Genomic DNA, 23,514 nt, shown 5'->3' with positions numbered 1-23,514 from the left:
GGATGCGGGTATTGATCGTAAAAACCTCGTCCATGGGCGACGTCCTGCATACGCTGCCCGCGCTGACCGATGCCGCGCAAGCTTTTCCCGGCATTCGCTTTGACTGGGTCGTCGAGGAAGGGTTCGCCCAGATCCCGTCCTGGCATGAAGCGGTGGATCGGGTGATTCCCGTCGCCATTCGCCGCTGGCGTAAAGCCTGGTTTTCGGCCCCCATCAGGGCCGAACGCAAGGCCTTTCGCGACGCCGTACGGGCACAGAAATATGACGCGATTATCGACGCCCAGGGTCTGGTCAAAAGCGCCGCGCTGGTCACCCGGCTGGCGCGCGGCGTGAAGCACGGTATGGACTGGCAAACCGCCCGCGAGCCGCTGGCCAGCCTGTTCTACAATCGCCGTCACCATATCGCGAAGCAGCAGCATGCCGTTGAGCGCACCCGCGAACTGTTCGCCAAAAGCCTGGGCTATGCCCGACCGGAAAGCCAGGGGGATTATGCCATCGCCCGCCACTTTACCCGCCCGGAAACCGCCACTGCTGTGCCGTACCTCGTCTTCCTGCATGCCACGACCCGCGATGACAAACACTGGCCAGAAAGCCACTGGCAGGCGCTTATCGCCCTGCTGGCCGACAGCGGCCTGCAGATTAAGCTGCCGTGGGGCGCCCCGCATGAAGAAGCGCGGGCTAAACGGCTGGCGGAGGGTCACGACTTTGTCGACGTTCTGCCGCGCATGAGCCTGGAACAGGTCGCTCAGGTTCTGGCGGGCGCCAGAGGCGTGGTTTCCGTTGATACCGGCCTGAGCCATCTGACCGCCGCGCTCGATAAACCCAATTTTACGTTATATGGCCCCACCGACCCGGGGTTGATTGGCGGTTACGGTAAAAATCAGTATGTCGTACGTCCGGAAAGCGGCAACAGCACCGGGGATATTTCCGCCGCCCGCATCGCGCAGCTGCTGCAATCTCAGGGGCTGATTTAATGGGTTCACTGTACAAGCAAATTTACCGCTACACGCACCCGCGTGCTTTTCGCCATAACGAAAATCTCTGGCCGTATACCAAAATCACCCGGGGCGAAAGCGGTGAAATCCGCACGCTGCAGTACAAAGGTCAAAATATTCCGCTGGTCAGCCTGAGCGCGTTAAAAAACAGCGCGCATGGCGAGGTTTTGTTGACGGCGACCGGCCCCTCTACCCGCGGTATTGATTTTTCACGACTGCCGGAGAGCGTGCCGGTGATGGGCGTCAACGGCGCCTGGTTTCTCTCTGATACGCTGCGGTTTTCGTTCTACACCATTGTCGATATGGAGTTTTACGACAAGCAGCCCGACATTATTCGCTCGGTGATCGGCCAGCCCGATCTTGTGCTGTTTACCACCATGCACGGGATCGCCAAAATCTACGATCGCTATCCGGCCGATCTGCGCTGCCGCCTGGCGCTGATTGAAGACGGCTGCTATAAAATTTACCAGCCTAAGGTCGCCAGCAGCGTGATGCGGAAAACCTATCAGCATATCGAAGCGCTGCGTTTCCACCCTGAGCGTCAGGATATCTGCTTTAGCACCGATATCCGCCACGGGGTCTTTGATGCCGGAACCGTGGTCTACTGGTCCTTACAGATCCTCGCCTGGCTGGGATTCGACACCATTCTTATCAGCGGGCTGGACATGAATAATTTCCACCAACCGCGGTTCTACGAAACACAACAGAATAAACTGCCTTCCTACCTGGCAAACAAAGTGGATGACCTGGTCATCCCGTCCTTTTCGCACGCCGCTTGTGTGCTACAACAAAACCATATTCGGGTCATCAATTTCTCTCAGGAGAGTGCGGTGCCGGAAACGATTTTTGCAAAGGTTTCTTTTGATGCGTACTTTAAAAATAAGTAACTATGCCATTCAGGGTTACTCCCTTTTCTTTCCCTTATTTTTATTTTTCAGCGCTATTTTTTGCATCTCCACCCGGACGAATAACCTGCTCCACCTGTCAATTCTGCTGTTCCTGCTGTCTTTACTGAACAAAGACCATCGCCAGGCGCTGGCGGAGAGTACCCGCCAGCAATGGCCGACCTATGCGCTGCTGGTGCTCTTCTTTGTCTACTATGCGCTCAGCAATCTCTGGGGGCATACGCCGCAACATATTGACTCGCCGCTGACTCACGGGACCTATCTCATCTTCTACCTGTTGCTGCTCGCCACCCTGCTGGGCCATCCCCGCACCCGGCATCTGGCGCTGCTCAGCGTGGTTGCCGGAGTCACCGTGCTGTCTGTCTGGACGCTGGCGATAGACCATACGCTGGTTCTGACCCTGCGCGAAGTCTCACCGGAAAACCCAGGCCCGACCAACGTTATCGACCTGGCAGGATACTGCGGCATCGCCATCTTAATTTGCTGCCTGCTGTTGAAAGAGAAAGCCGGCCATTATCTCTATCTGCCGATCGCTATCCTGCTGGTGATGATGGTCTTTACCCAGAGCCGCGGGCCGATTATCGCCCTGGCGCTGGCCTTCTGCTGCACGCTGCATCTCCAGGTATTTACGCGCCGTAATTTAGCGATCGTCGCCACGCTGGCGGTGGTGCTCGGGCTGGTCTTCTCCCTGACACCGGTTGGGGACCTGCTGCTAGCCCGCTTTGAGGAGATGGGGACGCAGAGTGGTCTACGTTTCAGCATCTGGCGCCATACGCTTGCCGAAATCGCGGACCATCCCTGGCTGGGCCGGGGGTTCGATTATGGACTCGAATTCATTAACTACAGCGGTGAACACATTACCACCACCCACAGCGTCTATCTCGGCTCGCTGTTGAAAGGCGGCATCATTGGCCTGCTGCTGCTGCTGGCGGTCATCGCCAGCGGATTATGGCGGGCATGGTGCAAACGCCGCGGCGACAGCCGGTACGGCCTGGCGATCTTCATGTACGCATTGATTTTTATGGCGTCGCAGGGGATGTTTATCGTCAGCAACCCGCGAGAAACCTGGGTGCTGTTCTGGCTACCGCTCGGGATTGCGTTAAGCAATAACCTGACGGCAAAACGGCCGTAAGGCCGTCGTGAAACCGTAACAGAAAAGGGCCCGTCCGGGCCCTTTTTTATTGCCGCAAGCGCGTGGCCACCAGACTATCAGCCTGTTCTTTGATCATCGGCCATATGGCGTCAATCGAGACATCCGCCACGTTCTCTTCCTCGCAGACAATCTGTCTGGCCTTAGCATAACCCGGGGCCCAGATGGTATAACCCGGCAGGCCAGTATCCTTGAGCTTGCGCTTGTTATAGACCGCCACCATTGGTTTATCAAACACTCTGGCAATGTGCACAATGGAAGTGTCAGCGGTAATCACCAGATCGCAGCAGCGGATAACTTCTACTGCCGAGTTGATATTGCTGTCAGCCAGATACAGCGCCATATCCAGCCCAAGTTGACGGATTTTCTCACTGCGGCCAACCATCACCACGCTCACTTTATAGGGTAGCTGACGGAGTCGCTCAATGAGCGTGGCGACCTGATGACGGCAGAAGTCCTTATCGGTTGATGCGGTAAAGGGATTGATGGCGACGCATAGCTGTCTGTCACTTTCTGTCGCCAGTAACTTTTCCACTCGCTCACGCTCGCGTATATCGCCGGGAACGTGATAATGATAGTGCTCATCTCTCACGCCAAAAAGCTTAACCACCTGTTTATAACGGGCGGAAATATGGCTTTTGCTATCATAAAAGGCGATTGACTGGTCATACAGCTTATATTTCTCTTTATTAAAACCAATCACGCAGGGCGCGCGTAAATCAGAGAGAAACTTAAACCGTTCATAGGTTTTCACATCATCAAAATCGATGACCACATCAAAATTAAGTGCCCGTAATGCAGCGAGAGACATCCGTGGTTTATACAAATATATATTCTCAAGAAATATTGAGCCTGCTAATATTTGCATACAGACAGGACCGGTGAGAACAGAGACTTTATAGCCGCGCTCGGCAAGAAGTCTGGCACAGCCTGTGGTCACCACCATGTCACCGACTTTGTCATCCAGACGCAGTAATAAAATGCGTTTCACCTGAGCCGGATTAAACGGCTGGCGCTCAGCTTTATTTCTATAACGAAAATTAATTAAATTAAATTTAATGTCGCGGAAGAAAGCATTCTTCTTCCGCGTCAGTTGTTTAAGGATACGCATACGGTACCTTAGGGTGCCTTTTATCGCTGTGTGTGTTTCCGCTGGTAATATTCTGCCAACGTCATTCCCTTCACCTGCGGCGCCAGCCAGTTAAAAAATGCTTCCAGGTCGACATATAACTGCTCGATATCCTGTTTATTTTTAAATGTTGGGCTGCCGCCAGGCATATACTCAGAAGAGTGCAGCATATATTCGACGTAATCATTACCCTGAGTCAATGTCTGCTGCACCACTTTCTTCATGGTGTCGACATTTCCCCCCATCGGGCGCAGCCAGTGAACGGAAGGCGAGCGCACTTTGCCGCGCAAGCGATCGTAGCCCTGCTTCACGCTGTTCATCCAGCCGGAGTGCTTATACTGAATGCTCATCGGCACTTCCAGCAGCGAAGAGCGGCCTTCGCGACTGATATCATTCTCATCAAGGAAATAGGCATGCTGCGGGAAACGACGGTAATCGGTCCCACCGTCCCCCTGCGGGGCGCCTTTCGCCGTCTTCCAGTTGACCCGCGGCGTGACCGAGCAGTCAACCAGATAGCCATGCTCCACCAGCAGACGGGCGTAGCGCTCATCAAACGCCCAGCGTCCGGCGCGATGGCTGACCATTTTCGTCTGGAAAGTGTCTTCCAGCAGATGGGTCATGTAAGCGACTTTTTCGCGCATCGCCGCATCGGAATATTCAATCAGATAGGGCTTATGACGCCAGTCGTCATCGGTCAACGGGTCCGTCGGCGGACTGTTCCAGGCGTGGAGGTGCATGCCGATTTCCGCCGTCCCGCGGGCAATCACATCTTTGGCGAATTCGATATAAAAGGGATCAATCGCCATTTCATAGTTGGTCAAATAGACGGGTTTAAAACCATACTTTTCGCAAAGCTGCTGAAAACGCGGTAAATAGCGCGCATTCTCGGTGGTAATGCTGTCATGTTTTTGCCAGAGGTTATCGCCCTCTGTATCAATCGTGATGAGAAATGCGGGATTGTGCACGAAAACGTCCTCAGAGCATACGTATCGGGTCATGGTAGAGCAATACAACGCTTCTCTCAATCAGTCTGATCCCCTAGAATCGGAAACCTGATATTGAATGAAGAACAGAGAATGACGCCTGAAACCCGCACTTCCGGCCCTGTGACCCCGACGCGAATCCTGGTTATTAAGCTGCGCCATCATGGCGATATGCTGCTGATCACGCCGCTCATTCACGCCCTCAAACAGCAATATCCCGCGGCCAGCGTTGATGTTCTGCTTTATGAAGAAACCCGGGATATGCTCGCCGCCAATCCTGATATCAACCAGATTTTCGCCATTGACCGGCGCTGGAAAAAACAGGGTACCGGCCACCAGCTCAAGATGGAGTGGCAGCTGATTCGCGCGCTGCGCCAGCAGCGCTACGATATGGTGCTCAATCTTGCCGATCAGTGGCCAAGCGCAATTATCACCAAACTGACCGGCGCGCCAACCCGTATCGGCTTTGACTTCCCGAAGCGTCGTCACCCGGCATGGCGTTTTTGTCATACCGCTCTCGCCGCAACGCAGCAGCATAACCAGCTGCACACCGTGCAGCAGAATCTGTCGATTCTGGCGCCGCTTGGGCTGGATATTAATGACGCGCCGGCGAAAATGGGCTACAGCGAGCAGGACTGGGACGCCAGCCGTGCGCGGCTGCCGGAAGGATTTCAGGACAACTATATCGTCATTCAGCCGACCTCCCGCTGGTTCTTTAAGTGCTGGCGCGAAGAGCGGATGAGCGCCCTGATTAACGCTCTCTCTGACGCGGGCTATCCGGTCGTGCTGACCTCCGGTCCTGATATCAAAGAGAAGCAGATGATCGAAACCATTATGGCGGGCTGCCCCAATGCGCGTTTGCACTCCCTCGCCGGTCAGCTGACTCTACGCCAGCTGGCATCCGTCATCGACCATGGCCGCCTGTTTATCGGCGTCGACTCCGTACCGATGCATATGGCCGCCGCGCTGGGTACGCCGCTGGTGGCGCTGTTCGGCCCCTCCAAGCTCACCTTCTGGCGTCCATGGCAGGCCAAAGGCGAGGTGATCTGGGCGGGGGATTTCGGCTCTATTCCCGACCCGGATGATATCGATACCGGCACAGACGAACGTTATCTCGATTTAATTCCCACCGACGCGGTTATCGCGGCGGCGAAAAAGGTACTGGCATGAGCAAATTCAGGCTGGCCCTGGTGCGACAGAAATATCGCCCGGACGGCGGCGCGGAGCGCTTTGTCTCCCGCGCGCTGGAAGCCCTTGATAGCAGCAATCTTGAACTGAACGTCATTACTCGCGAATGGCAAGGGCCGGTGAAACCCGACTGGAATATTCATATCTGCAACCCGCGTAAGTGGGGGCGGATCAGCCGCGAACGCGGTTTTGCCGACGCCGCCCGCCAGCTGTGGCAGAGCGAACATTTCGATCTGGTGCAGAGCCATGAACGCATTCCCGGCTGCGACCTGTACCGCGCCGGAGACGGCGTACACCGCCGCTGGCTACAGCAGCGCTCGCGCATTTTGCCCGGCTGGAAAAGCCGCCTGCTGTTTGCCGACCGCTACCATCGCTATGTGATGCAGGCTGAGCGCGAAATGTACCAGGACTCGCACCTGCGCGGCGTCATCTGCAACGCGGAAATGATAAAACGCGAGATTATTGAAGACTTCGGCCTGCCGGCGGAGAAAATCCACGTTATCTATAACGCCATCGATAGCCAGCGTTTTCTGCCGCCTACGGAAGCGGCCTTTGTTGCGCTACGTAACCAATGGAATCTGCCGCTCCAGGCAACCTGCCTGATCTACGTCGGCTCCGGCTTTGAGCGCAAGGGGCTGGATGCGGCGATCCGCGCCATCGCCCCCACCGATCGCTATCTGCTGGTCGTCGGTAAAGACAAAGATCAGCATCGCTATCAGGCGCTGGCGAAAACCCTCAACTGCGAGGAACGGGTCCGCTTTTTCGGCATGCAGTCGGAAACCCTGCCGTTCTATCAGATGGCCGACGGCCTGCTGCTGCCGACGCTGTACGATCCGTTCCCTAACGTTATTCTCGAAGCGATGGCCTGCGGCCTGCCGGTCATTACCACCACCGGCTGCGGCGGCGCTGAGTTTATCGTTCAGGGCAGCAATGGCTATGTTTGCGATGCGCTGGATATCCCGGCGCTTCAGCAGGCGGTGATGGCGCTTCCTGCCCACGCGTCAGGTTCTGCGGAAGGCCAACGCGCCCGCGAACGCATCATGACCTGCACCAGCGAACGGCTCTCGACGCAGCTGCTCTCCCTCTATCAGGATCTGGTGAAATAACGATGCGTATACTGTTTGTGATCGACGGCCTGCCCGGCGGCGGAGCGGAAAAGGTCGTGCTGACCCTGGCTGAGCGTTTTCTGCGCCAGGGCGAACGGGTCTCGCTGTTTTCCCTGCGCGACGTCTGTGATTATGCGCTGCCGGAAGGGCTGGATTATCAGGTTGTGAGCGATCGCAGCCGGACACCCTGGCGCAAAATCACCGAACTTTCGCGCCGTGCCCGCCAGCTGGATGCAGCCATAGTCAACGCCGAGCAGCAGGGCGAATTCGATCTGGTGCTCTCCAACCTGCATAAAACCGATCGCATTGTCGCCCGCAGCCGGTCGCTGAAAAACCGGAACGTCTGGTTCTGCCTGCATGGCGTCTTTTCCACATCCTATCTGGGCCATCGCAGCGGATTTGATCGCTGGATGAAGCAGCAGAAGATTAAGCGTGTCTATCAGGGGCGCAACGTCATTACCGTCTCCGATGCGGTAGGCCAGGATCTGGTCGAACAGTTCGCTATTCGCCCGGCACAGTTAAAAACTATTTATAACCCATTCGACATTCCCGCTCTGCGCGCCGCCGCCGATGCCCCTGGCGAGCAGCCCGCGGGTGATTATATTATTCACGTCGGTCGGTTCCACCCGGGGAAACGCCACGATCGCCTGATCGAAGCCTATGCGCAAAGCGGAATCAGCGCGCCGCTGGTGCTGCTGGGTCAGGGTAAACCGGAGCAGGAACAGCGCCTGCGCCAGCTGGCACAGCAGCTACAGGTTGCCGATCGTGTCCTGTTTAAAGGCTTCCAGAAAAACCCGCTGCCGTGGATTAAGCATGCGCGGATGCTGGTGCTCAGCTCCGACAGCGAAGGCTTTGGTAACGTGGTGGTTGAGGCTCTTCTGCTCAATACCCCGGTCGCCAGCACCCGCTGTCCTGGCGGGGTGACGGAAATTCTCACCGGCGAATTAGCCCGCGGTCTGGCCGATCTGAACAGCCCGGCGCTGGCCCGGACGATGCAAAGCATTTACCATAACCCACCCGCTATCGAACCTTCTGCACTGGAAAAATTCAGTGTGGATACGATTTGTCAGCAGTACCGTCAGCTGCGTCGCGGCTGACGCCGCTATTTAACCAGGATCGAATGATTTATGAGTCAAACGCCTTTACTGAGCATTGTGGCTGCCGTTTATAACGGCGAAAAATTCCTTGCGCAATTCTTTGAGTGCATTGAACAACAGCAGCTGGAAAGCTATGAGCTGATCCTGGTCAACGACGGTTCGACGGACGGTAGCCTGGCGGTTATCGACGAATGGAAAGCACGCTTACCCCATATTATCGTGCTGGAACAGGAAAACCAGGGCGTCTCGGTTGCGCGTAATACCGGCCTGGCTGTGGCAAGCGGCAAGTACCTGGCCTTCCCGGATATTGACGATAAGCTTTATCCTGGAATGTACCGCACGCTGCTGGAGATGGCCGAAAAGGGCCGCCTTGATGTCGCCACCTGTAACGGCCGCTACGTTTACGAAACCCGAAAAGATATCCACCCGATTCTTCCACCGGACCGTCTGCCGTCGACCGGTATCCTGCCAGGCCACGTCTGGCTTAAACAGGCGTTGGATTCGCGCAAATTCCTGCACGTAACCTGGCTGAACATCTATCGCCGCGAATTTATCATGCAGCACAAGTTCCACTTCGAGCCCGGATTACGTCATCAGGACATTCCATGGACCACCGAAGCGCTGCTGGCGGCTGAACGCGTGCAGTACACCAGCGAACAGTTCTACGATTACTATATTCACTCGGAATCGGTATCGCACAAGCCGGACAACGACGACACGCTGATGCGCTCGGCGCGCCACTACATGAAAATTCTGGAGATGCTGGAAGCCATCAACCAACGCTATCCCGATAAGGTGCGTCATATTGCCGCCTGCCGCTGGCAAATCGCCAAAGAGGGGCTGGGAATTATTCATACCTTTGATAGCATGAAAGATGAGTCAAAAAAGCATATTATCATTAAAGAATTCTTTGACCGCGGAATCTGGCGTCTGATCTGGAAAAATGCGCGTACCTTCCGTTTACGCTGGCGCCTTGGCCGACGCTACCTGCGCATTAAACGCTATCGCGACGCGGCCTGACTCTGAATCCCGTTGTTTCCGCCAAAGAGATAGCTTTACGCGGGCTAAATGCTTAGAATTTGCCCGCTAAAACATAAATCGGATAAATCGCTTGGAATTGCTTTATACCACCCTACTCTATCTTATTCAGCCGCTGGTATGGCTGCGACTGCTGCTGCGCAGCCGTAAGGCCCCTGCCTACCGAAAGCGCTGGGCTGAACGTTATGGCTTCTGTCAGAACAAGGTAGCGCCGGATGGGATTCTGCTGCATTCCGTTTCCGTGGGTGAGACGCTTGCTGCTATCCCGCTCGTGCGCGCGCTGCGCCACCGCTACCCCTCGCTGCCTATCACCGTCACCACCATGACGCCGACCGGCTCAGAACGCGCCATGTCCGCCTTCGGCAAAGATGTTCACCATGTCTATCTGCCTTACGATTTGCCCTGCGCCATGAACCGCTTTCTCAACACGGTGCAACCGAAGCTGGTTATCGTGATGGAAACCGAGCTGTGGCCGAATATGGTCGCCGCGCTGCACAAACGTAAAATCCCGCTGGTCATCGCTAACGCCCGTTTGTCGGAGCGTTCCGCCAAAGGCTACGCGAAACTTGGGAAATTTATGCGTCGGCTGCTCAGTCGCATCACGCTGATTGCTGCGCAGAATGAAGAAGACGGCAATCGCTTTCTGGCGCTGGGTCTGAAGCGCAACCAGCTGGCGGTTACCGGCAGCCTCAAATTTGATATTTCCGTGACGCCAGAGCTGGCGGCACGCGCGATTACCCTCCGTCGCCAGTGGGCGCCGCACCGCAAAGTCTGGATCGCCACCAGCACCCATGATGGTGAAGAACAAATTATCCTGCAGGCGCACAGGAAGCTGCTCGATACCTTCCCGGACCTGCTGTTGATTCTCGTCCCTCGTCACCCGGAGCGCTTCGCCGATGCACGAGAAATGGTGCAGAAAGCGGGGATGAGCTTCACGCTGCGCAGTACCGGCGAAATCCCGTCGAACAGCACCCAGGTGGTGATCGGCGATACCATGGGCGAGCTGATGCTGCTGTACGGCATTGCCGACCTCGCCTTCGTCGGCGGCAGTCTGGTCGAGCGCGGCGGTCACAACCCGCTGGAGCCGGCGGCACACGCCATCCCGGTACTGATGGGCCCGCACACCTTCAACTTCAAAGATATTTGCGCCAAGTTGCAGCAGGACGATGGCCTGATTACGGTCACCGACGTCAGTTCGCTGGTCACCCAGGTCGCCAATCTGCTCACCGATGAAGACTATCGTCTGTGGTACGGCCGTCACGCGGTGGAAGTGTTGCATCAAAACCAGGGTGCGCTCTCGCGTCTGCTACATTTACTGCAACCCTATCTGCCGCAGCGGAGCCACTAATGTCGACCCGACTGTCCGTCGTGATGATCGCCAAAAATGCGGCGGATCTGCTGGCTGATTGCCTGGCCTCGGTAGACTGGGCCGATGAAATCGTGCTGCTGGACTCTGGCAGTAGCGATAACACCGTCGAACTGGCCCGCAGCCTCGGCGCAACGGTCTACATCAACAGCGACTGGCAAGGCTACGGTATTCAGCGTCAGCGCGCCCAGGACTACGCGACCGGCGACTATGTGCTGATGATTGATACCGATGAGCGCGTGACGCCGGAGCTGGCCAGCTCGCTTCGCCGCGTACTGGAGGCGCCCCAAAGCGGCGCCGTCTACAGCATCGCCCGGCGTAACTATTTCCTTGGCCGCTTTATGCGCCATAGCGGCTGGTATCCCGACCGCGTCATGCGTTTGTACGAACGCAGCCGTTTCCGCTATAACAATAATCTGGTGCACGAATCGCTTGATGCCAAAGGCGCGCAGGTTATCGAGCTGCCGGGCGATTTACTGCATCTGACCTGCCGCGACTTCTCCGGCTTCCAGCAAAAGCAGCTGGCCTATGCCTCAGCCTGGGCACGGGAGCGTCACCAGAAGGGGAAGAAAACCTCTCTGGCGAGCATCTTCGGCCATACGCTGGGAGCTTTTGTGAAAACGCTGCTGCTGCGTGGCGGCGTGCTGGATGGTAAACAGGGCTGGCTACTCGCCGTGGTCAATGCGCAGTATACGTTTAATAAATACACCGAGCTGTGGGCGCTGAGCCGCGGCTATTCAGAGAAAGTGTAATTATGAGCACAAAAGCGATCTATCCGGGCACCTTCGACCCCATTACCAACGGGCATATCGATATCGTCACGCGTGCCGCCAGCATGTTTGACAAGGTGCTGCTGGCCATTGCCGCCAGCCCGAGCAAAAAACCGATGTTCACGCTCGACGAGCGTATTGCGCTGGCGGAGCAGGCAACGGTGCATCTGGTCAACGTCGAGGTGGTTGGTTTCAGCGATCTGATGGCGAATTTTGCCCGCGCGCAGCAGGCGAATATCCTCATTCGCGGTTTACGCGCGGTAGCGGATTTCGAATATGAGATGCAGCTGGCACATATGAACCGCCACCTGATGCCGACCCTGGAAAGCGTCTTCCTGATGCCCTGCAAAGAGTGGTCGTTTATCTCTTCATCGCTGGTGAAGGAAGTGGCCCGCCACCAGGGCGATGTTTCCCACTTCCTGCCGGCCAACGTACACCAGGCGCTGCTGAAAAAGCTGTCATCTTGCGCCGCAGAATGATGCCCGGCCCCCGTCCGGGCTACCCGTCAGCAATCGCGTAGACTCGTAGCCCGCTCAGCGAAGCGTCACCGGGATGGTGGCAACATCAGCCCTTACTTCTGGCACTGGCGGCAATAAAATGTTGCCCGCTGAGCATGTTTGCTGGCCGTAATCGGCGTACCACAAACGCGACAAAGTTCGCCCTTGCGGCCATAAACCTGCAGCTCCTGGGCGAAGTAGCCCGGCTTGCCATCACTTTGCAGGAAATCCTTCAGCGTCGTTCCCCCCTGCTCAATCGAGCGTAGCAGCACCGCTTTAATCACTTTTACCAGCCGTTCGCACTCTTCGCGCGACAGCGAAGACGCCAGCCGATCGGGATGGATCCCGGCCGAAAACAGCGATTCGCTGGCGTAGATATTGCCTACCCCGACCACCAGCTTGTTATCCATCAGCCAGGGCTTAATGGCGGTTTTCTTTTTCGCGCACTTGTGCTGCAAATAGTCGGCATTAAAATCATCGCTTAAGGGCTCTGGACCAAGATGCGCCAACGCAGGATGTCCTTCCAGCGTGCGGGTCCACAGCCAGGCGCCAAAGCGGCGCGGGTCGGTGTAGCGCAGGACCTTGCCATTACTCATCACCAGGTCAACGTGATCGTGCTTTTCTGCAGGCAGCTCTTCACTCAGAATCCGCAGACTTCCCGACATCCCAAGGTGGATAATAATCCAGCCGCCGGGAAGCTCGAGCAGCAGATATTTGGCACGCCGCTGCACGCTCAGCACCGGTATGTCGCTCAACCGATAGATTTCTTCACTGACCGGCCAGCGCAGACGTCCGTTGCGAATAACAGCATGCAGAATGGTCGCGCCCACCAGGTATGGTTCGATGCCACGCCGGCTGGTTTCTACCTCAGGTAATTCAGGCATTCGTTTTCCTCCGTTAACCCAGAGTATTGTGATGCAGCAACAGACGGTAGGGAAGTAAATTCCCGGCAGGGTTTATCCGACGGTGTCTGCCGGACAAAAACAAAAAACCCCGCCGGGGCGGGGTTTTCTTTACAAGGAAACTAAAATTATTTGATTTTAGCTTCTTTGTATAAAACGTGCTGACGGACAACTGGATCGAATTTTTTCAGTTCCAGTTTTTCCGGCTTAGTACGTTTGTTCTTCGTGGTGGTATAGAAGTGACCAGTACCAGCAGAAGAAACCAGCTTGATTTTCTCACGAATACCTTTAGCCATGATTTATTTCCTCTTAGTACTTAGTACTTTTCGCCACGGGCACGCAGTTCAGACAGAACTGTATCGATGCCTTTCTTATCAATAACACGCATACCTTTAGCAGATACACGCAGGGTGACAAAACGCTTTTCGCTCTCAACCCAGAAACGGTGAGAGTGCAGGTTCGGCAGGAAACGGCGTTTGGTCGCGTTCAGTGCGTGGGAACGGTTGTTACCGGTCACCGGACGCTTGCCAGTAACTTGGCAGACTCGGGACATGTCTATTCTCCAAAAATCAAATTAGCTCGAGCTTCGTATGGGGTATCGGCGCCTCGTCAGGCTTTACAGCCCGGTCATCGCAGTTCTAAGTGAACCATCGATTGCCAGGCCCAAATGCCAAACCCGAGATTCTCAAAGGTGGCGTAGTATACGCTGACTCGGCGATGTGCTCAAGTCCCGAACAGACAAAGATCCCGCTGGATCGCGTGATCGGGGCTAAATCCAGCCGCGTTCGGCAAAAGATACGTACGCACCGCGGCCGATTACGAGATGATCGAGTACTCGTATATCCATGAAACCACAACACTTTACCACACGTTCGGTCATCAGTCTGTCGGCCTTACTCGGCTCGGGACTACCGGACGGATGATTATGTGCAAGGATCACCGCAGCGGCGTTCACTTTGATGGCTTCGCGTACAATTTCTCGCGGATGCACCTCTACGTGGCTAAGAGTACCAGAAAAAAGCCGGCTATGTTTCAATACCCGGTTCTGATTATCTAAAAAGATCACGATGAAGATCTCCCGCTCTTCATCAGAGAGATGGCTTTGCAAAAACTCCAGCGTCATCATCGGCGTGACCAGAGAAGGCTCTTCAACCAGCCGCAGGCTAAAATAACGCCGCGCCAGCTCAGCCACCCCTTTTAGCTGGGCATATTTCGCCAGGCCAATCCCGTCTACCGTCTCAAACTGTGCTTTATTCGCTGACAGCAGACCATACAGCGAACCAAAACGCTGTAGCAGGTCATGCGAGTACGTCATGACATCTTTATCCCGCGTTCCGGTGCGTAAAAACAGCGCCAGCAGCTCAACGTCCGACAACGTTTCAATGCCGTAAAGCCACATTTTTTCCCGTGGCATCAGGGGTTCCGGTGTATCCATAGGGCCTCTCCTTTCTCGTGCCCCCCATCCTGGCACAGCCCGACGGTGCTGCCGACTACCGCATGTACCTCTTGCGCAGCGCCTCGCAAAGTGAATTCCTGGCAGTCACGCGACGGCGACCGGATTGTGGTAATATGCGCGGATTCTGGTGTACTGCAACAGGAAAGAATCATGATGAGTCTGGCTGGTAAAAAGATCGTTCTTGGCGTGAGCGGCGGCATTGCTGCCTATAAAACGCCGGAACTGGTGCGCCGCCTGCGTGACCGAGGCGCGGATGTGCGTGTTGCCATGACGGAAGCCGCCAAAGCCTTCATTACGCCACTGAGCCTGCAGGCAGTGTCTGGCTATCCGGTCTCCGATAGTCTGCTCGATCCGGCCGCGGAAGCTGCGATGGGTCACATAGAGCTGGGCAAGTGGGCGGACCTGGTTATCCTCGCCCCGGCAACCGCCGATCTGATTGCCCGCGTCGCGGCCGGTATGGCCAACGATCTGGTTTCCACTATCTGCCTCGCGACCCCCTCTCCGGTTGCCGTTGTCCCGGCGATGAATCAGCAAATGTACCGCGCAGCGGCTACGCAGCATAACCTTGAGGTGCTTGCCTCACGCGGCTTACTGCTCTGGGGCCCAGACAGCGGTAGCCAGGCCTGTGGCGACATTGGCCCTGGCCGCATGCTGGATCCGATGACGATTGTTGATTTAGCCGCCGCGCATTTTTCGCCTGTCAAAGATTTGCAACATCTCAACATCATGATTACCGCGGGCCCCACGCGTGAACCGCTGGATCCGGTGCGTTATATTACTAACCACAGCTCCGGCAAGATGGGGTTTGCCATTGCCGCCGCTGCCGCAAGCCGCGGGGCGAACGTCACGCTGGTGAGCGGGCCGGTTGCATTACCGACGCCGCCGTTTGTCCAGCGAATCGATGTAACGACCGCGCTGGAAATGGAAGCGGCGGTCCAGCAAAGCGCTCAGCAGCAGCAGATTTTTATTGGTTGTGCCGCCGTAGCCGACTATCGTGCCGTCGCCATCGCTGAAGAAAAAATTAAAAAGCAAGGTGATGAACTCACCCTCAAAATGGTCAAAAATCCGGATATTGTTGCCGGGGTGGCAGCACTCACGGCTAATCGGCCTTTTGTCGTAGGGTTTGCCGCCGAAACGAATAATGTGGAAGAATACGCGAGGCAAAAACGCGCGCGCAAAAATCTCGACCTGATTTGCGCTAACGATGTTTCGCAGCCTGATCAAGGATTTAACAGCGACAGCAACGCATTACACCTTTTCTGGCAGGATGGAGATAAGCGCTTACCACTTGAGCGTAAAGAACTCCTTGGCCAATTATTACTCGACGAGATCGTGACCCGTTATGATGAAAAAAATCGACGTTAAGATTCTGGACCCGCGCGTTGGCCAGCAATTTCCGCTGCCGACCTATGCCACCTCCGGCTCCGCCGGACTTGACCTGCGAGCCTGTCTCGACGACGCCGTAGAGCTGGCGCCGGGTGCAACCACGCTGTTGCCGACCGGTCTGGCTATTCATATCGCCGATCCGTCTCTGGCGGCGGTGATTCTACCGCGCTCCGGGCTGGGTCATAAGCACGGCGTGGTTCTGGGCAACCTGGTTGGTCTTATCGACTCCGACTACCAGGGGCAGCTGATGGTTTCCGTCTGGAACCGCGGCCAGCAGAGCTTTACGATTGAACCTGGCGAGCGCATCGCTCAAATGGTCTTTGTACCCGTCGTACAGGCGGAATTTAACCTGGTGGAAGATTTTGACGCCACCGAACGTGGCGAAGGTGGCTTTGGTCACTCAGGGCGCGCATAAGCCCGACCACATCGAATCCGCATCCCAAAGTGCACTAATGCAATAACATCACCGCAAACGACCGTTTGCGGTCACTTTGTGGATGCCTGCCTGACAAGTGCTTATTTTCAGGGGTATTTTAAAACATGGCAGAAAAACAAACTGCGAAAAGGAATCGTCGCGAAGAAATACTTCAGTCTCTGGCCCTGATGCTTGAATCCAGCGATGGTAGCCAACGCATTACCACAGCGAAACTGGCGGCGTCTGTCGGCGTGTCCGAAGCGGCGTTGTACCGCCATTTCCCCAGTAAAACCCGCATGTTCGATAGCCTGATCGAGTTTATCGAAGACAGTCTGATTACGCGCATCAATTTGATTTTAAAAGATGAAAAAGATACATCAGCGCGCCTGCGTCTGATTGTGCTGCTGATTCTTGGGTTTGGTGAGCGTAATCCTGGGCTGACGCGCATTCTGACCGGCCATGCGCTGATGTTCGAACAGGATCGTCTCCAGGGGCGGATTAACCAGCTGTTTGAGCGTATCGAGGTTCAGCTACGCCAGGTCATGCGTGAGAAGAAAATGCGTGAAGGTGAAGGCTACACCATCGATGAGGCGCTACTGGCCAGCCAGCTACTGGCATTTTGCGAAGGCATGCTGTCGCGTTTTGTGCGCAGCGAGTTTAAATATCGTCCGACGGATGATTTTGACGCCCGCTGGCCGCTGGTCGCCGCACAGCTGCGGTAGCGGAAATCCCGGAGGCATATCGCCTCCGGGGCTTTTGACTTATACGCCAAACTCTTCGCGGTAAGCACGTACCGTCGCCAGATGCTCAGCCATCTCCGGCTTCTCTTCCAGATAGGCAATCAGGTCTTTCAGAGTAACGATAGAAATCACTTTGCAGCCGTAGTCACGCTCGACCTCCTGAATCGCCGAGATTTCGCCGCGACCGCGTTCCTGACGGTCCAGAGAGATCAGCACGCCGGCCAGTTCCGCGCCGTGCGCCTGGATAATTTCCATCGACTCGCGAATCGCGGTGCCTGCGGTAATCACATCGTCAACCAGCATGACGCGTCCCTGCAGGGGACTGCCGACCAGGTTGCCCCCTTCACCGTGGGTTTTTGCTTCTTTGCGGTTAAAGCAGTAAGGCAAATCCAGGTCATGGTGCTCCGCCAGCGCAACCGCGGTAGTCGTCGCGATAGGAATCCCTTTATAAGCCGGCCCAAACAGCAGATCGAAATCAATTCCGGAATCGACCAGCGCTTCGGCGTAGAAACGGCCTAACAGTGCCAGATCGCGCCCGGTATTAAACAGGCCGGCGTTGAAGAAATAGGGGCTCTTGCGCCCGGATTTCAGCGTAAATTCGCCAAACTTAAGTACCTGCTTGTTAAGCGCAAACTCAATAAACTGGCGCTGATACGGTTTCATGGATTCGCTCCTCATCTTACTTTTCATCATTTAGGTTTACGCCAAATACTTCACGCGTCATCAGGCGGCACAGATACGTCGATAACGCTGTGAGCTGGTCGCGTGTGGCAGCCGAGAAAGACCGCATGAAGGATAAAACGTAAAAAAAAGGGCGGCTCATCAGCCGCCCTTAAAATTAATTTTCTAACGCCGCTTTCTGCGTCGCGACAATGGATTCGATACCCCCGCGGGCCAGCGCCAGCAAGGTGAGTAGCTCTTCGTGGGTAAACGGCTCGCCTTCCGCGGTGCCCTGTACCTCAATGATGCGACCATCTTCGGTCATCACCACGTTCATATCGGTTTCCGCCGCTGAATCCTCGACATATTCCAGATCGCAAAGCGCTTCGCCATTGACGATACCGACAGAAACCGCCGCCACCATCCCTTTCATCGGGTTGGTTTTCAGTTTACCCGCCGCCACCAGCTTATTCAGCGCATCGGCCAGCGCCACACAGGCGCCGGTAATCGATGCGGTACGAGTACCGCCGTCTGCCTGCAGCACGTCGCAATCAAGGGTAATGGTGAATTCGCCAAGCGCTTTCAGGTCTACCGCCGCGCGCAGGGCACGGGCAATCAGACGCTGGATTTCCATGGTACGGCCGCCCTGTTTCCCTTTCGCGGCTTCACGCGCGTTACGGGTATGCGTTGCACGCGGCAGCATGCCATATTCCGCCGTGATCCAACCCTGGCCCTGACCTTTCAGGAAGCGCGGCACGCCTTCATCGATCGATGCGGTGCACAACACTTTAGTGTCACCAAATTCGACCAGCACGGAGCCTTCTGCGTGTATTGTATAGTTACGGGTCAGGGTGACGGGACGCACCTGATTAGCGCTACGACCTGCTGGACGCATAATGATCTCTCCGGCTTGAAACGAATGTGGCGCGCATTATACACAAAATCATGCGGGATGCATGAGGTGACGCGCCCCTGACAGCATAGATAACTGGCGCTCAGGGCGGAGCGATGCCACCAACAGAGGGGCTGTCAGAAGGATAACGTGTATATACGGATAATGCTCGCTTATTCCTATCCTGATAAGGCCCTGAAAGCTATAATCCACCTCACTCTCCTTTAAAAACAGGAACGTCTATGATCCGCAGTATGACCGCCTATGCCCGGCGTGAAATCAAGGGTGAATGGGGCAGCGCCGCATGGGAACTGCGCTCGGTAAACCAACGATATCTGGAAACTTATTTCCGTCTGCCGGAGCAGTTCCGTAGCCTGGAGCCTGTCGTGCGCGAGCGTATTCGTTCTCGCCTGACCCGTGGCAAAGTTGAATGTACCTTGCGTTTTGAGCAGGATCCCAGCGCCCAGAGCGAGCTGATTCTCAACGAAAACCTGGCAAAACAGCTGGTCAATGCCGCCAACTGGGTCAAGATGCAGAGCGACGAAGGCGAAATCAACCCGGTTGATATTCTGCGCTGGCCTGGAGTCATGGCCGCTCAGGAACAAGATCTCGATGCGATTGCCGCTGATATTCTGTCGGCCCTGAACGGCGCGCTGGATGATTTTATCGTTGCCCGCGAGACCGAAGGTCAGGCGCTGAAAGCGCTTATTGAGCAACGTCTGGAAGGCGTCACCACTGAGGTCGCCAAAGTGCGCGCTCATATGCCGGAAATCTTACAGTGGCAGCGCGAACGCCTGGTGGCCAAACTGGAAGATGCGGAAGTGCAGCTGGAAAACAACCGTCTCGAACAAGAGCTGGTGCTAATGGCACAGCGTATCGACGTCGCCGAAGAGCTGGACCGTCTGGAAGCGCACGTAAAAGAGACCTGGAACATCCTGAAGAAGAAAGAAGCCGTTGGCCGCCGTCTTGACTTTATGATGCAGGAATTTAACCGCGAGTCGAACACGCTGGCATCAAAATCCATTAATGCCGAAGTGACCAATTCCGCCATCGAACTGAAAGTCCTGATCGAGCAAATGCGCGAGCAGATCCAGAACATCGAGTAATCTCTTTTGCTGGCTCGTCTTGTTGCGAGCCAGCATTACTTTTACTTATCTTTTTTTCTCATCCTTCGATCAACATCCCCCTGCAATACTGCTCATGAAATATCTCTCACATTAGTTTTTCCTGGTGTAAATGCTTCACCTTAGAAAATCTCAATCGTGATCTTACGCACAAATCGCTAATCTGCCCGACATCATTGTGGGGGATTTATGCTGCTTCATATTCTGTATTTAATCGGTATTACCGCGGAAGCGATGACCGGCGCTCTGGCCGCCGGTCGCCGCCGGATGGACACTTTTGGCGTCATCATCATTGCTACCGCCACCGCACTGGGCGGCGGCTCAGTCCGGGATATCCTGCTGGGCCACTACCCGCTGGGCTGGGTAAAACATCCGGAATACGTCATTATCGTCGCCGTCGCGGCAGTGTTAACGACCATTGCTGCGCCGGTCATGCCCCATCTGCGCCGCCTGTTTCTGGTCCTCGATGCCCTGGGCCTGGTGGTATTCTCGATTATCGGCGCGCAAATCGCGCTGGATATGGGAGAAGGACCGGTGATCGCCTCTATTGCCGCAGTGATTACCGGCGTATTTGGCGGCGTACTGCGGGACATGTTCTGCAAGCGCATCCCGCTGGTTTTCCAGAAAGAGCTGTATGCCGGCATCTCTTTTGCGGCAGCTATCCTCTATATTGCCCTGCAGCATTACGTCAGCAGCCACGACGTCGTGGTGATCTCCACCTTGCTGTTTGGCTTTACCGCTCGCATGCTGGCGCTGCGCTGGAAGCTGGGGCTGCCCGTCTTCCACTACAACCATAACGCCCACTGATCTCCTCAAAACCCGGGAATATGTTGCCCGCTGAGCCACTGCGCCAGCGCGGCAACATCCGGGTGCTGGAGAAAGGCAACCAGCTGTCTCGCTCTCTCTGCCCCCATGCCCGGTAGACGCTGCCACTGTTCTTCAGAACGTTCCCGTAGCTGCTGCCAGTTTTCCCTCGCCAGACCGGCAAGCGCCACCCGGGGTATCGGTACGCCCATCGCCTGGACCCAGCGCAGAAAGGGCTGTTCGCGCGCCAGATTAAACTGGTGCCAAAGCCGCTGCCCGCGCCCGGCGGTTATCCCTGGAATCCCCTGCAGCTGCGCTGGCGTCAATGTCAGCCAAGAGAACAGATGCTCCAGCGGGCGCGCATGTTGCACCGTGCGCCACACTGATTCACCCACGCCATCAAGATTCAGAATCGGTTTTGACGACAGCCAGATAAGCCTTGCGAGAAACTGCGCGTCACACCCCGGCGTGGTGAAATAGCAGGTCAATGGGGTAAACCGTTCCGGGGGTGGCTGCGGTTTCGTACGCTGCGCCGATCGCCATACGACGCTGTCGAGACGCGGAATGCCCTGGCCCGCCAGACTGATTTGTAGCTGATCGCCGGGACCAATATCCAGGCGCTTCCAACGGGAAAGCGACCCGATACTGACTTGCTTAACCCGTTTGTCATCCAGGTACTGCGGCTCCAGCAGCGCGACGACGGAAATTTTGCCGCTGCGCCCGACCCGAAAGTGAATGCCGCGTACTTCCATTAACCGCGACGCCGGCGGATACTTCCACGCAACGACCCACTCACCCTGCCCTGGCGCCCACAATCGCCCGGCGGGTTCGTGGCCTCGGCGCACGACCACGCCATCGGTAGCAAAAGGCAGAGGCGAGGTTAACCAGCGCTCTCGCCACCGTACCACCTGCTGAGCATCCGTAACGGACTGCGTAAAAGATGCGCTATGGAGAAATCCGCTCTTGCGCAACAGGGCCAGACGCTGGCGCATATCCTGAGGACCATCTGGCCATGCCCAGATAAAGATCCCCAGCTCCGCGAGCTGCGCCGAGCTATCAAGGCGCATCAGAGTACCGGCCACTTTCGCCCGGGCATTCATTCCCCCCATCTGCTTCTGCACATGTCCGTCGCGCTGCAGGAAAAGCTCTCCCTGCAGCACGCTGTTCGCCAGCTCGCCCTCCGTCACCTTCGGCACGGCTGGAATCTGCCGCACCCTGGCGGTCCACTCCTCCCCGGATCGACCATCGCCACGGCTAATGGCCTGTGCCAGCCGCCCGTGGCGATACACCAGCGTCACGGCGACACCGTCCACCTTCGGCTGCACCCAGAGATCCGTTTTATCGCGCATCCACCGCGCGACATCCGATTGATCGGCCAGTTTACGCACGCCGGTATGGGCAACCGGATGCCCGACCTCTCCGGTTGTGGGCGGCACATCAGCGTTATCCGCGGGCGACACCAGCGAAAAACAACGCCGCCACTGCATGAGTCGCGCCGAAAGCTGGTCGTATATCTCATCACTGACCCCACTGCTTCCCTGTCGCCAGTATGCATTGTTCCAGGCCGTCACCTGCTGGTTCAGACGATGTACCTCCTGCCGGGCCTGCGCCTGCGGCCATTCAGGGCAGGCAGTCTGCCCGTATCCAGCCACCGCCCACGCGCCAATCATCCAGATCCATTTATGCATGACTCCACCTCCTGTTTACCGGCGAACATTCTGCAGGAGAGCGGTTTTATGCGGCGACGAGGGATTTATCACGCTGCGATCGGACATCCAGACTTTGTTTGTCTTCTGTGTAATACACGGCGAAATCAGGGAAACGGCTAGCAAAATGAAAGAAACAGAAGCAAAAAGTGTGACAGGGACTGCGTCACGGTGCGGCGCCGTGTATAATAGGCTCGTATGTAGTATCTCTTTCGACAATCACATACAAAAGACTCTCATGGCTCAAGGCACGCTTTATATTGTTTCCGCCCCAAGTGGCGCGGGTAAATCCAGCCTGATTCAGGCTTTATTGAAAACCCAACCGCTGTACGACACCCAGGTCTCTGTTTCACATACCACGCGCGCGCCGCGTCCGGGTGAAGTGCACGGCGAACACTATTTCTTTGTTAATCACGACGATTTCAGAGCGATGATTAGCAGAGACGCATTTCTTGAGCACGCGGAAGTTTTTGGCAACTATTACGGCACCTCGCGCGAAACCATCGAGCAGGTACTGGCAACCGGCGTCGATGTCTTCCTGGATATCGACTGGCAGGGTGCTCAGCAAATCCGTCAAAAAATGCCTGGCGCGCGCAGCATCTTTATTCTGCCGCCGTCAAAAGATGAGCTTGACCGTCGCCTGCGTGGTCGCGGCCAGGACAGCGAAGAGGTGATCGCAAAACGTATGGCTCAGGCTGTTGCAGAAATGAGTCATTACGCGGAATATGATTACCTTATTGTGAATGATGATTTTGATACCGCGCTGAGCGATCTGAAAAACATTATTCGCGCCGAACGTCTGCGCATGAGCCGCCAAAAGCAGCGACATGGCGCTTTAATCACCAAACTGTTGGCAGACTGAACCCACATTCAGTATCATGCCCAGTCATTTCTTCATCTGTGGAGCATTTTAAGTATGGCACGCGTAACTGTTCAGGACGCTGTAGAGAAAATTGGTAACCGTTTTGACCTGGTACTGGTCGCCGCGCGTCGCGCTCGTCAGATGCAGGTTGGCGGAAAAGATCCGCTGGTACCGGAAGAAAACGATAAAACTACCGTAATTGCGCTGCGCGAAATCGAAGAAGGTTTGATCAACAACCAGATCCTCGACGTCCGCGATCGTCAAGAACAGCAAGAGCAGGAAGCCGCTGAATTACAAGCCGTTACCGCTATTGCCGAAGGTCGTCGTTAATCACGCAGTGGGT

26 protein-coding genes are annotated in these 23,514 nt (G+C 55.9%); 17 read left to right on the top strand and 9 right to left on the bottom strand.

Features of this window, described 5'->3' with window-relative positions:
• Window positions 1-2: 2 nt before the first annotated feature.
• Genes rfaC through GRPL_RS20390 form a run of 3 tightly spaced genes read left to right on the top strand, consistent with a single transcriptional unit; the run spans window position 3 to window position 3,032 of the window.
• Window positions 3-974, top strand: coding sequence for a lipopolysaccharide heptosyltransferase RfaC (gene rfaC, locus GRPL_RS20380; protein WP_032698554.1), 972 nt, complete (start codon window positions 3-5; stop codon window positions 972-974).
• Window positions 974-1,882 carry a WaaZ-like lipopolysaccharide core biosynthesis protein gene (locus tag GRPL_RS20385; RefSeq protein WP_032690274.1) on the top strand — a complete coding sequence of 303 codons (909 nt, stop codon included), beginning with the start codon at window positions 974-976 and terminating at the stop codon, window positions 1,880-1,882. The genes rfaC and GRPL_RS20385 overlap by 1 nt, the downstream gene beginning before the upstream one ends.
• Window positions 1,860-3,032, top strand: coding sequence for an O-antigen ligase family protein (locus GRPL_RS20390; protein WP_032698552.1), 1,173 nt, complete (start codon window positions 1,860-1,862; stop codon window positions 3,030-3,032). Before GRPL_RS20385 ends, GRPL_RS20390 begins: the two co-directional genes overlap by 23 nt.
• Window positions 3,033-3,078: 46 nt before the next feature.
• Here the strand turns inward: GRPL_RS20390 and GRPL_RS20395 are convergent, their stop codons facing one another.
• Window positions 3,079-4,161, bottom strand: a complete 1,083-nt coding sequence (locus tag GRPL_RS20395; RefSeq protein WP_032690272.1) for a glycosyltransferase family 9 protein — start codon at window positions 4,159-4,161, stop codon at window positions 3,079-3,081.
• Window positions 4,162-4,181: 20 nt separating this feature from the next.
• Window positions 4,182-5,144: a polysaccharide deacetylase family protein gene (locus GRPL_RS20400; protein ID WP_032690271.1), complete on the bottom strand. Its 963-nt coding sequence runs from the start codon at window positions 5,142-5,144 to the stop codon at window positions 4,182-4,184.
• 111 nt (window positions 5,145-5,255) lie between these two features.
• Between GRPL_RS20400 and rfaQ the strand changes: the two genes are divergently transcribed.
• The 7 genes from rfaQ to coaD all read left to right on the top strand — a co-directional run bounded on the left by rfaQ (window position 5,256) and on the right by coaD (window position 12,206).
• On the top strand, window positions 5,256-6,332 hold the full coding sequence (rfaQ, locus tag GRPL_RS20405) for a putative lipopolysaccharide heptosyltransferase III (protein WP_032698551.1): 1,077 nt from the start codon (window positions 5,256-5,258) through the stop codon (window positions 6,330-6,332).
• Window positions 6,329-7,456: a glycosyltransferase family 4 protein gene (locus tag GRPL_RS20410; protein ID WP_032698549.1), complete on the top strand. Its 1,128-nt coding sequence runs from the start codon at window positions 6,329-6,331 to the stop codon at window positions 7,454-7,456. Before rfaQ ends, GRPL_RS20410 begins: the two co-directional genes overlap by 4 nt.
• Window positions 7,457-7,458: 2 nt before the next feature.
• A complete protein-coding gene (locus tag GRPL_RS20415) occupies window positions 7,459-8,553 on the top strand; it encodes a glycosyltransferase (RefSeq protein ID WP_032698548.1) in 1,095 nt (364 codons plus the stop codon).
• Between the two features lie 30 nt (window positions 8,554-8,583).
• Complete coding sequence (locus GRPL_RS20420) at window positions 8,584-9,573, top strand: glycosyltransferase (RefSeq protein ID WP_032690267.1); 990 nt, start codon at window positions 8,584-8,586, stop codon at window positions 9,571-9,573.
• A gap of 91 nt (window positions 9,574-9,664) precedes the next feature.
• Window positions 9,665-10,939 carry a lipid IV(A) 3-deoxy-D-manno-octulosonic acid transferase gene (gene waaA, locus GRPL_RS20425; protein ID WP_032690266.1) on the top strand — a complete coding sequence of 425 codons (1,275 nt, stop codon included), beginning with the start codon at window positions 9,665-9,667 and terminating at the stop codon, window positions 10,937-10,939.
• Window positions 10,939-11,709 (top strand): glycosyltransferase family 2 protein, encoded by a 771-nt coding sequence (locus tag GRPL_RS20430; protein ID WP_032690265.1) that lies wholly within the window; start codon window positions 10,939-10,941, stop codon window positions 11,707-11,709. The genes waaA and GRPL_RS20430 overlap by 1 nt, the downstream gene beginning before the upstream one ends.
• Before the next feature lie 2 nt (window positions 11,710-11,711).
• Complete coding sequence (gene coaD, locus GRPL_RS20435; protein WP_032698546.1) at window positions 11,712-12,206, top strand: pantetheine-phosphate adenylyltransferase; 495 nt, start codon at window positions 11,712-11,714, stop codon at window positions 12,204-12,206.
• 92 nt (window positions 12,207-12,298) lie between these two features.
• Here the strand turns inward: coaD and mutM are convergent, their stop codons facing one another.
• The 4 genes from mutM to radC form a co-directional block, all read right to left on the bottom strand.
• Complete coding sequence (gene mutM, locus GRPL_RS20440; protein WP_032697013.1) at window positions 12,299-13,108, bottom strand: bifunctional DNA-formamidopyrimidine glycosylase/DNA-(apurinic or apyrimidinic site) lyase; 810 nt, start codon at window positions 13,106-13,108, stop codon at window positions 12,299-12,301.
• A 146-nt stretch (window positions 13,109-13,254) separates the two neighbouring features.
• The gene (rpmG, locus tag GRPL_RS20445) at window positions 13,255-13,422 is read right to left on the bottom strand and encodes a 50S ribosomal protein L33 (RefSeq protein WP_003024094.1); all 168 of its coding nucleotides are present in this window, start codon (window positions 13,420-13,422) and stop codon (window positions 13,255-13,257) included.
• Window positions 13,423-13,442: 20 nt separating this feature from the next.
• Entirely contained in the window at window positions 13,443-13,679 is a 237-nt protein-coding gene (gene rpmB, locus GRPL_RS20450) for a 50S ribosomal protein L28 (RefSeq protein WP_002436699.1), read from the bottom strand.
• A 216-nt stretch (window positions 13,680-13,895) separates the two neighbouring features.
• Complete coding sequence (radC, locus tag GRPL_RS20455; RefSeq protein ID WP_032690262.1) at window positions 13,896-14,561, bottom strand: RadC family protein; 666 nt, start codon at window positions 14,559-14,561, stop codon at window positions 13,896-13,898.
• Window positions 14,562-14,735: 174 nt separating this feature from the next.
• On the opposite strand from radC, the gene coaBC reads away from it, so the two are divergent.
• From coaBC to slmA, 3 genes are all read left to right on the top strand, one after another.
• Window positions 14,736-15,947, top strand: a complete 1,212-nt coding sequence (gene coaBC / locus GRPL_RS20460; protein WP_072000064.1) for a bifunctional phosphopantothenoylcysteine decarboxylase/phosphopantothenate--cysteine ligase CoaBC — start codon at window positions 14,736-14,738, stop codon at window positions 15,945-15,947.
• Window positions 15,925-16,383 (top strand): dUTP diphosphatase, encoded by a 459-nt coding sequence (dut, locus tag GRPL_RS20465; protein ID WP_004868951.1) that lies wholly within the window; start codon window positions 15,925-15,927, stop codon window positions 16,381-16,383. The genes coaBC and dut overlap by 23 nt, the downstream gene beginning before the upstream one ends.
• 125 nt (window positions 16,384-16,508) lie before the next feature.
• Window positions 16,509-17,105, top strand: a complete 597-nt coding sequence (gene slmA / locus GRPL_RS20470; RefSeq protein ID WP_032690260.1) for a nucleoid occlusion factor SlmA — start codon at window positions 16,509-16,511, stop codon at window positions 17,103-17,105.
• A gap of 39 nt (window positions 17,106-17,144) precedes the next feature.
• On the opposite strand, the gene pyrE is transcribed toward slmA, so the two are convergent.
• Window positions 17,145-17,786 (bottom strand): orotate phosphoribosyltransferase, encoded by a 642-nt coding sequence (gene pyrE, locus GRPL_RS20475; protein ID WP_004868953.1) that lies wholly within the window; start codon window positions 17,784-17,786, stop codon window positions 17,145-17,147.
• A gap of 175 nt (window positions 17,787-17,961) precedes the next feature.
• Window positions 17,962-18,678, bottom strand: coding sequence for a ribonuclease PH (gene rph / locus GRPL_RS20480; RefSeq protein ID WP_032690259.1), 717 nt, complete (start codon window positions 18,676-18,678; stop codon window positions 17,962-17,964).
• A gap of 239 nt (window positions 18,679-18,917) precedes the next feature.
• On the opposite strand from rph, the gene GRPL_RS20485 reads away from it, so the two are divergent.
• A complete protein-coding gene (locus GRPL_RS20485) occupies window positions 18,918-19,781 on the top strand; it encodes a YicC/YloC family endoribonuclease (protein ID WP_032698543.1) in 864 nt (287 codons plus the stop codon).
• A 207-nt stretch (window positions 19,782-19,988) separates the two neighbouring features.
• Window positions 19,989-20,606, top strand: a complete 618-nt coding sequence (locus tag GRPL_RS20490; RefSeq protein ID WP_004868959.1) for a trimeric intracellular cation channel family protein — start codon at window positions 19,989-19,991, stop codon at window positions 20,604-20,606.
• A 5-nt stretch (window positions 20,607-20,611) separates the two neighbouring features.
• On the opposite strand, the gene ligB is transcribed toward GRPL_RS20490, so the two are convergent.
• A complete protein-coding gene (gene ligB / locus GRPL_RS20495) occupies window positions 20,612-22,291 on the bottom strand; it encodes an NAD-dependent DNA ligase LigB (protein ID WP_032698541.1) in 1,680 nt (559 codons plus the stop codon).
• A 256-nt stretch (window positions 22,292-22,547) separates the two neighbouring features.
• On the opposite strand from ligB, the gene gmk reads away from it, so the two are divergent.
• Together gmk and rpoZ are read left to right on the top strand one after the other, a co-directional pair.
• Window positions 22,548-23,171, top strand: a complete 624-nt coding sequence (gene gmk / locus GRPL_RS20500) for a guanylate kinase (protein WP_032690256.1) — start codon at window positions 22,548-22,550, stop codon at window positions 23,169-23,171.
• 54 nt (window positions 23,172-23,225) lie between these two features.
• Window positions 23,226-23,501, top strand: coding sequence for a DNA-directed RNA polymerase subunit omega (rpoZ, locus tag GRPL_RS20505; RefSeq protein WP_004868966.1), 276 nt, complete (start codon window positions 23,226-23,228; stop codon window positions 23,499-23,501).
• Window positions 23,502-23,514 lie beyond the last annotated feature (13 nt).

It is taken from the genome of Klebsiella planticola ATCC 33531 (genome assembly GCF_000735435.1).
Lineage (GTDB): Bacteria > Pseudomonadota > Gammaproteobacteria > Enterobacterales > Enterobacteriaceae > Klebsiella > Klebsiella planticola.
The sequence above is the reverse complement of the archived record's forward strand: the minus strand, read 5'-3'. Positions and strand labels throughout refer to the sequence as shown.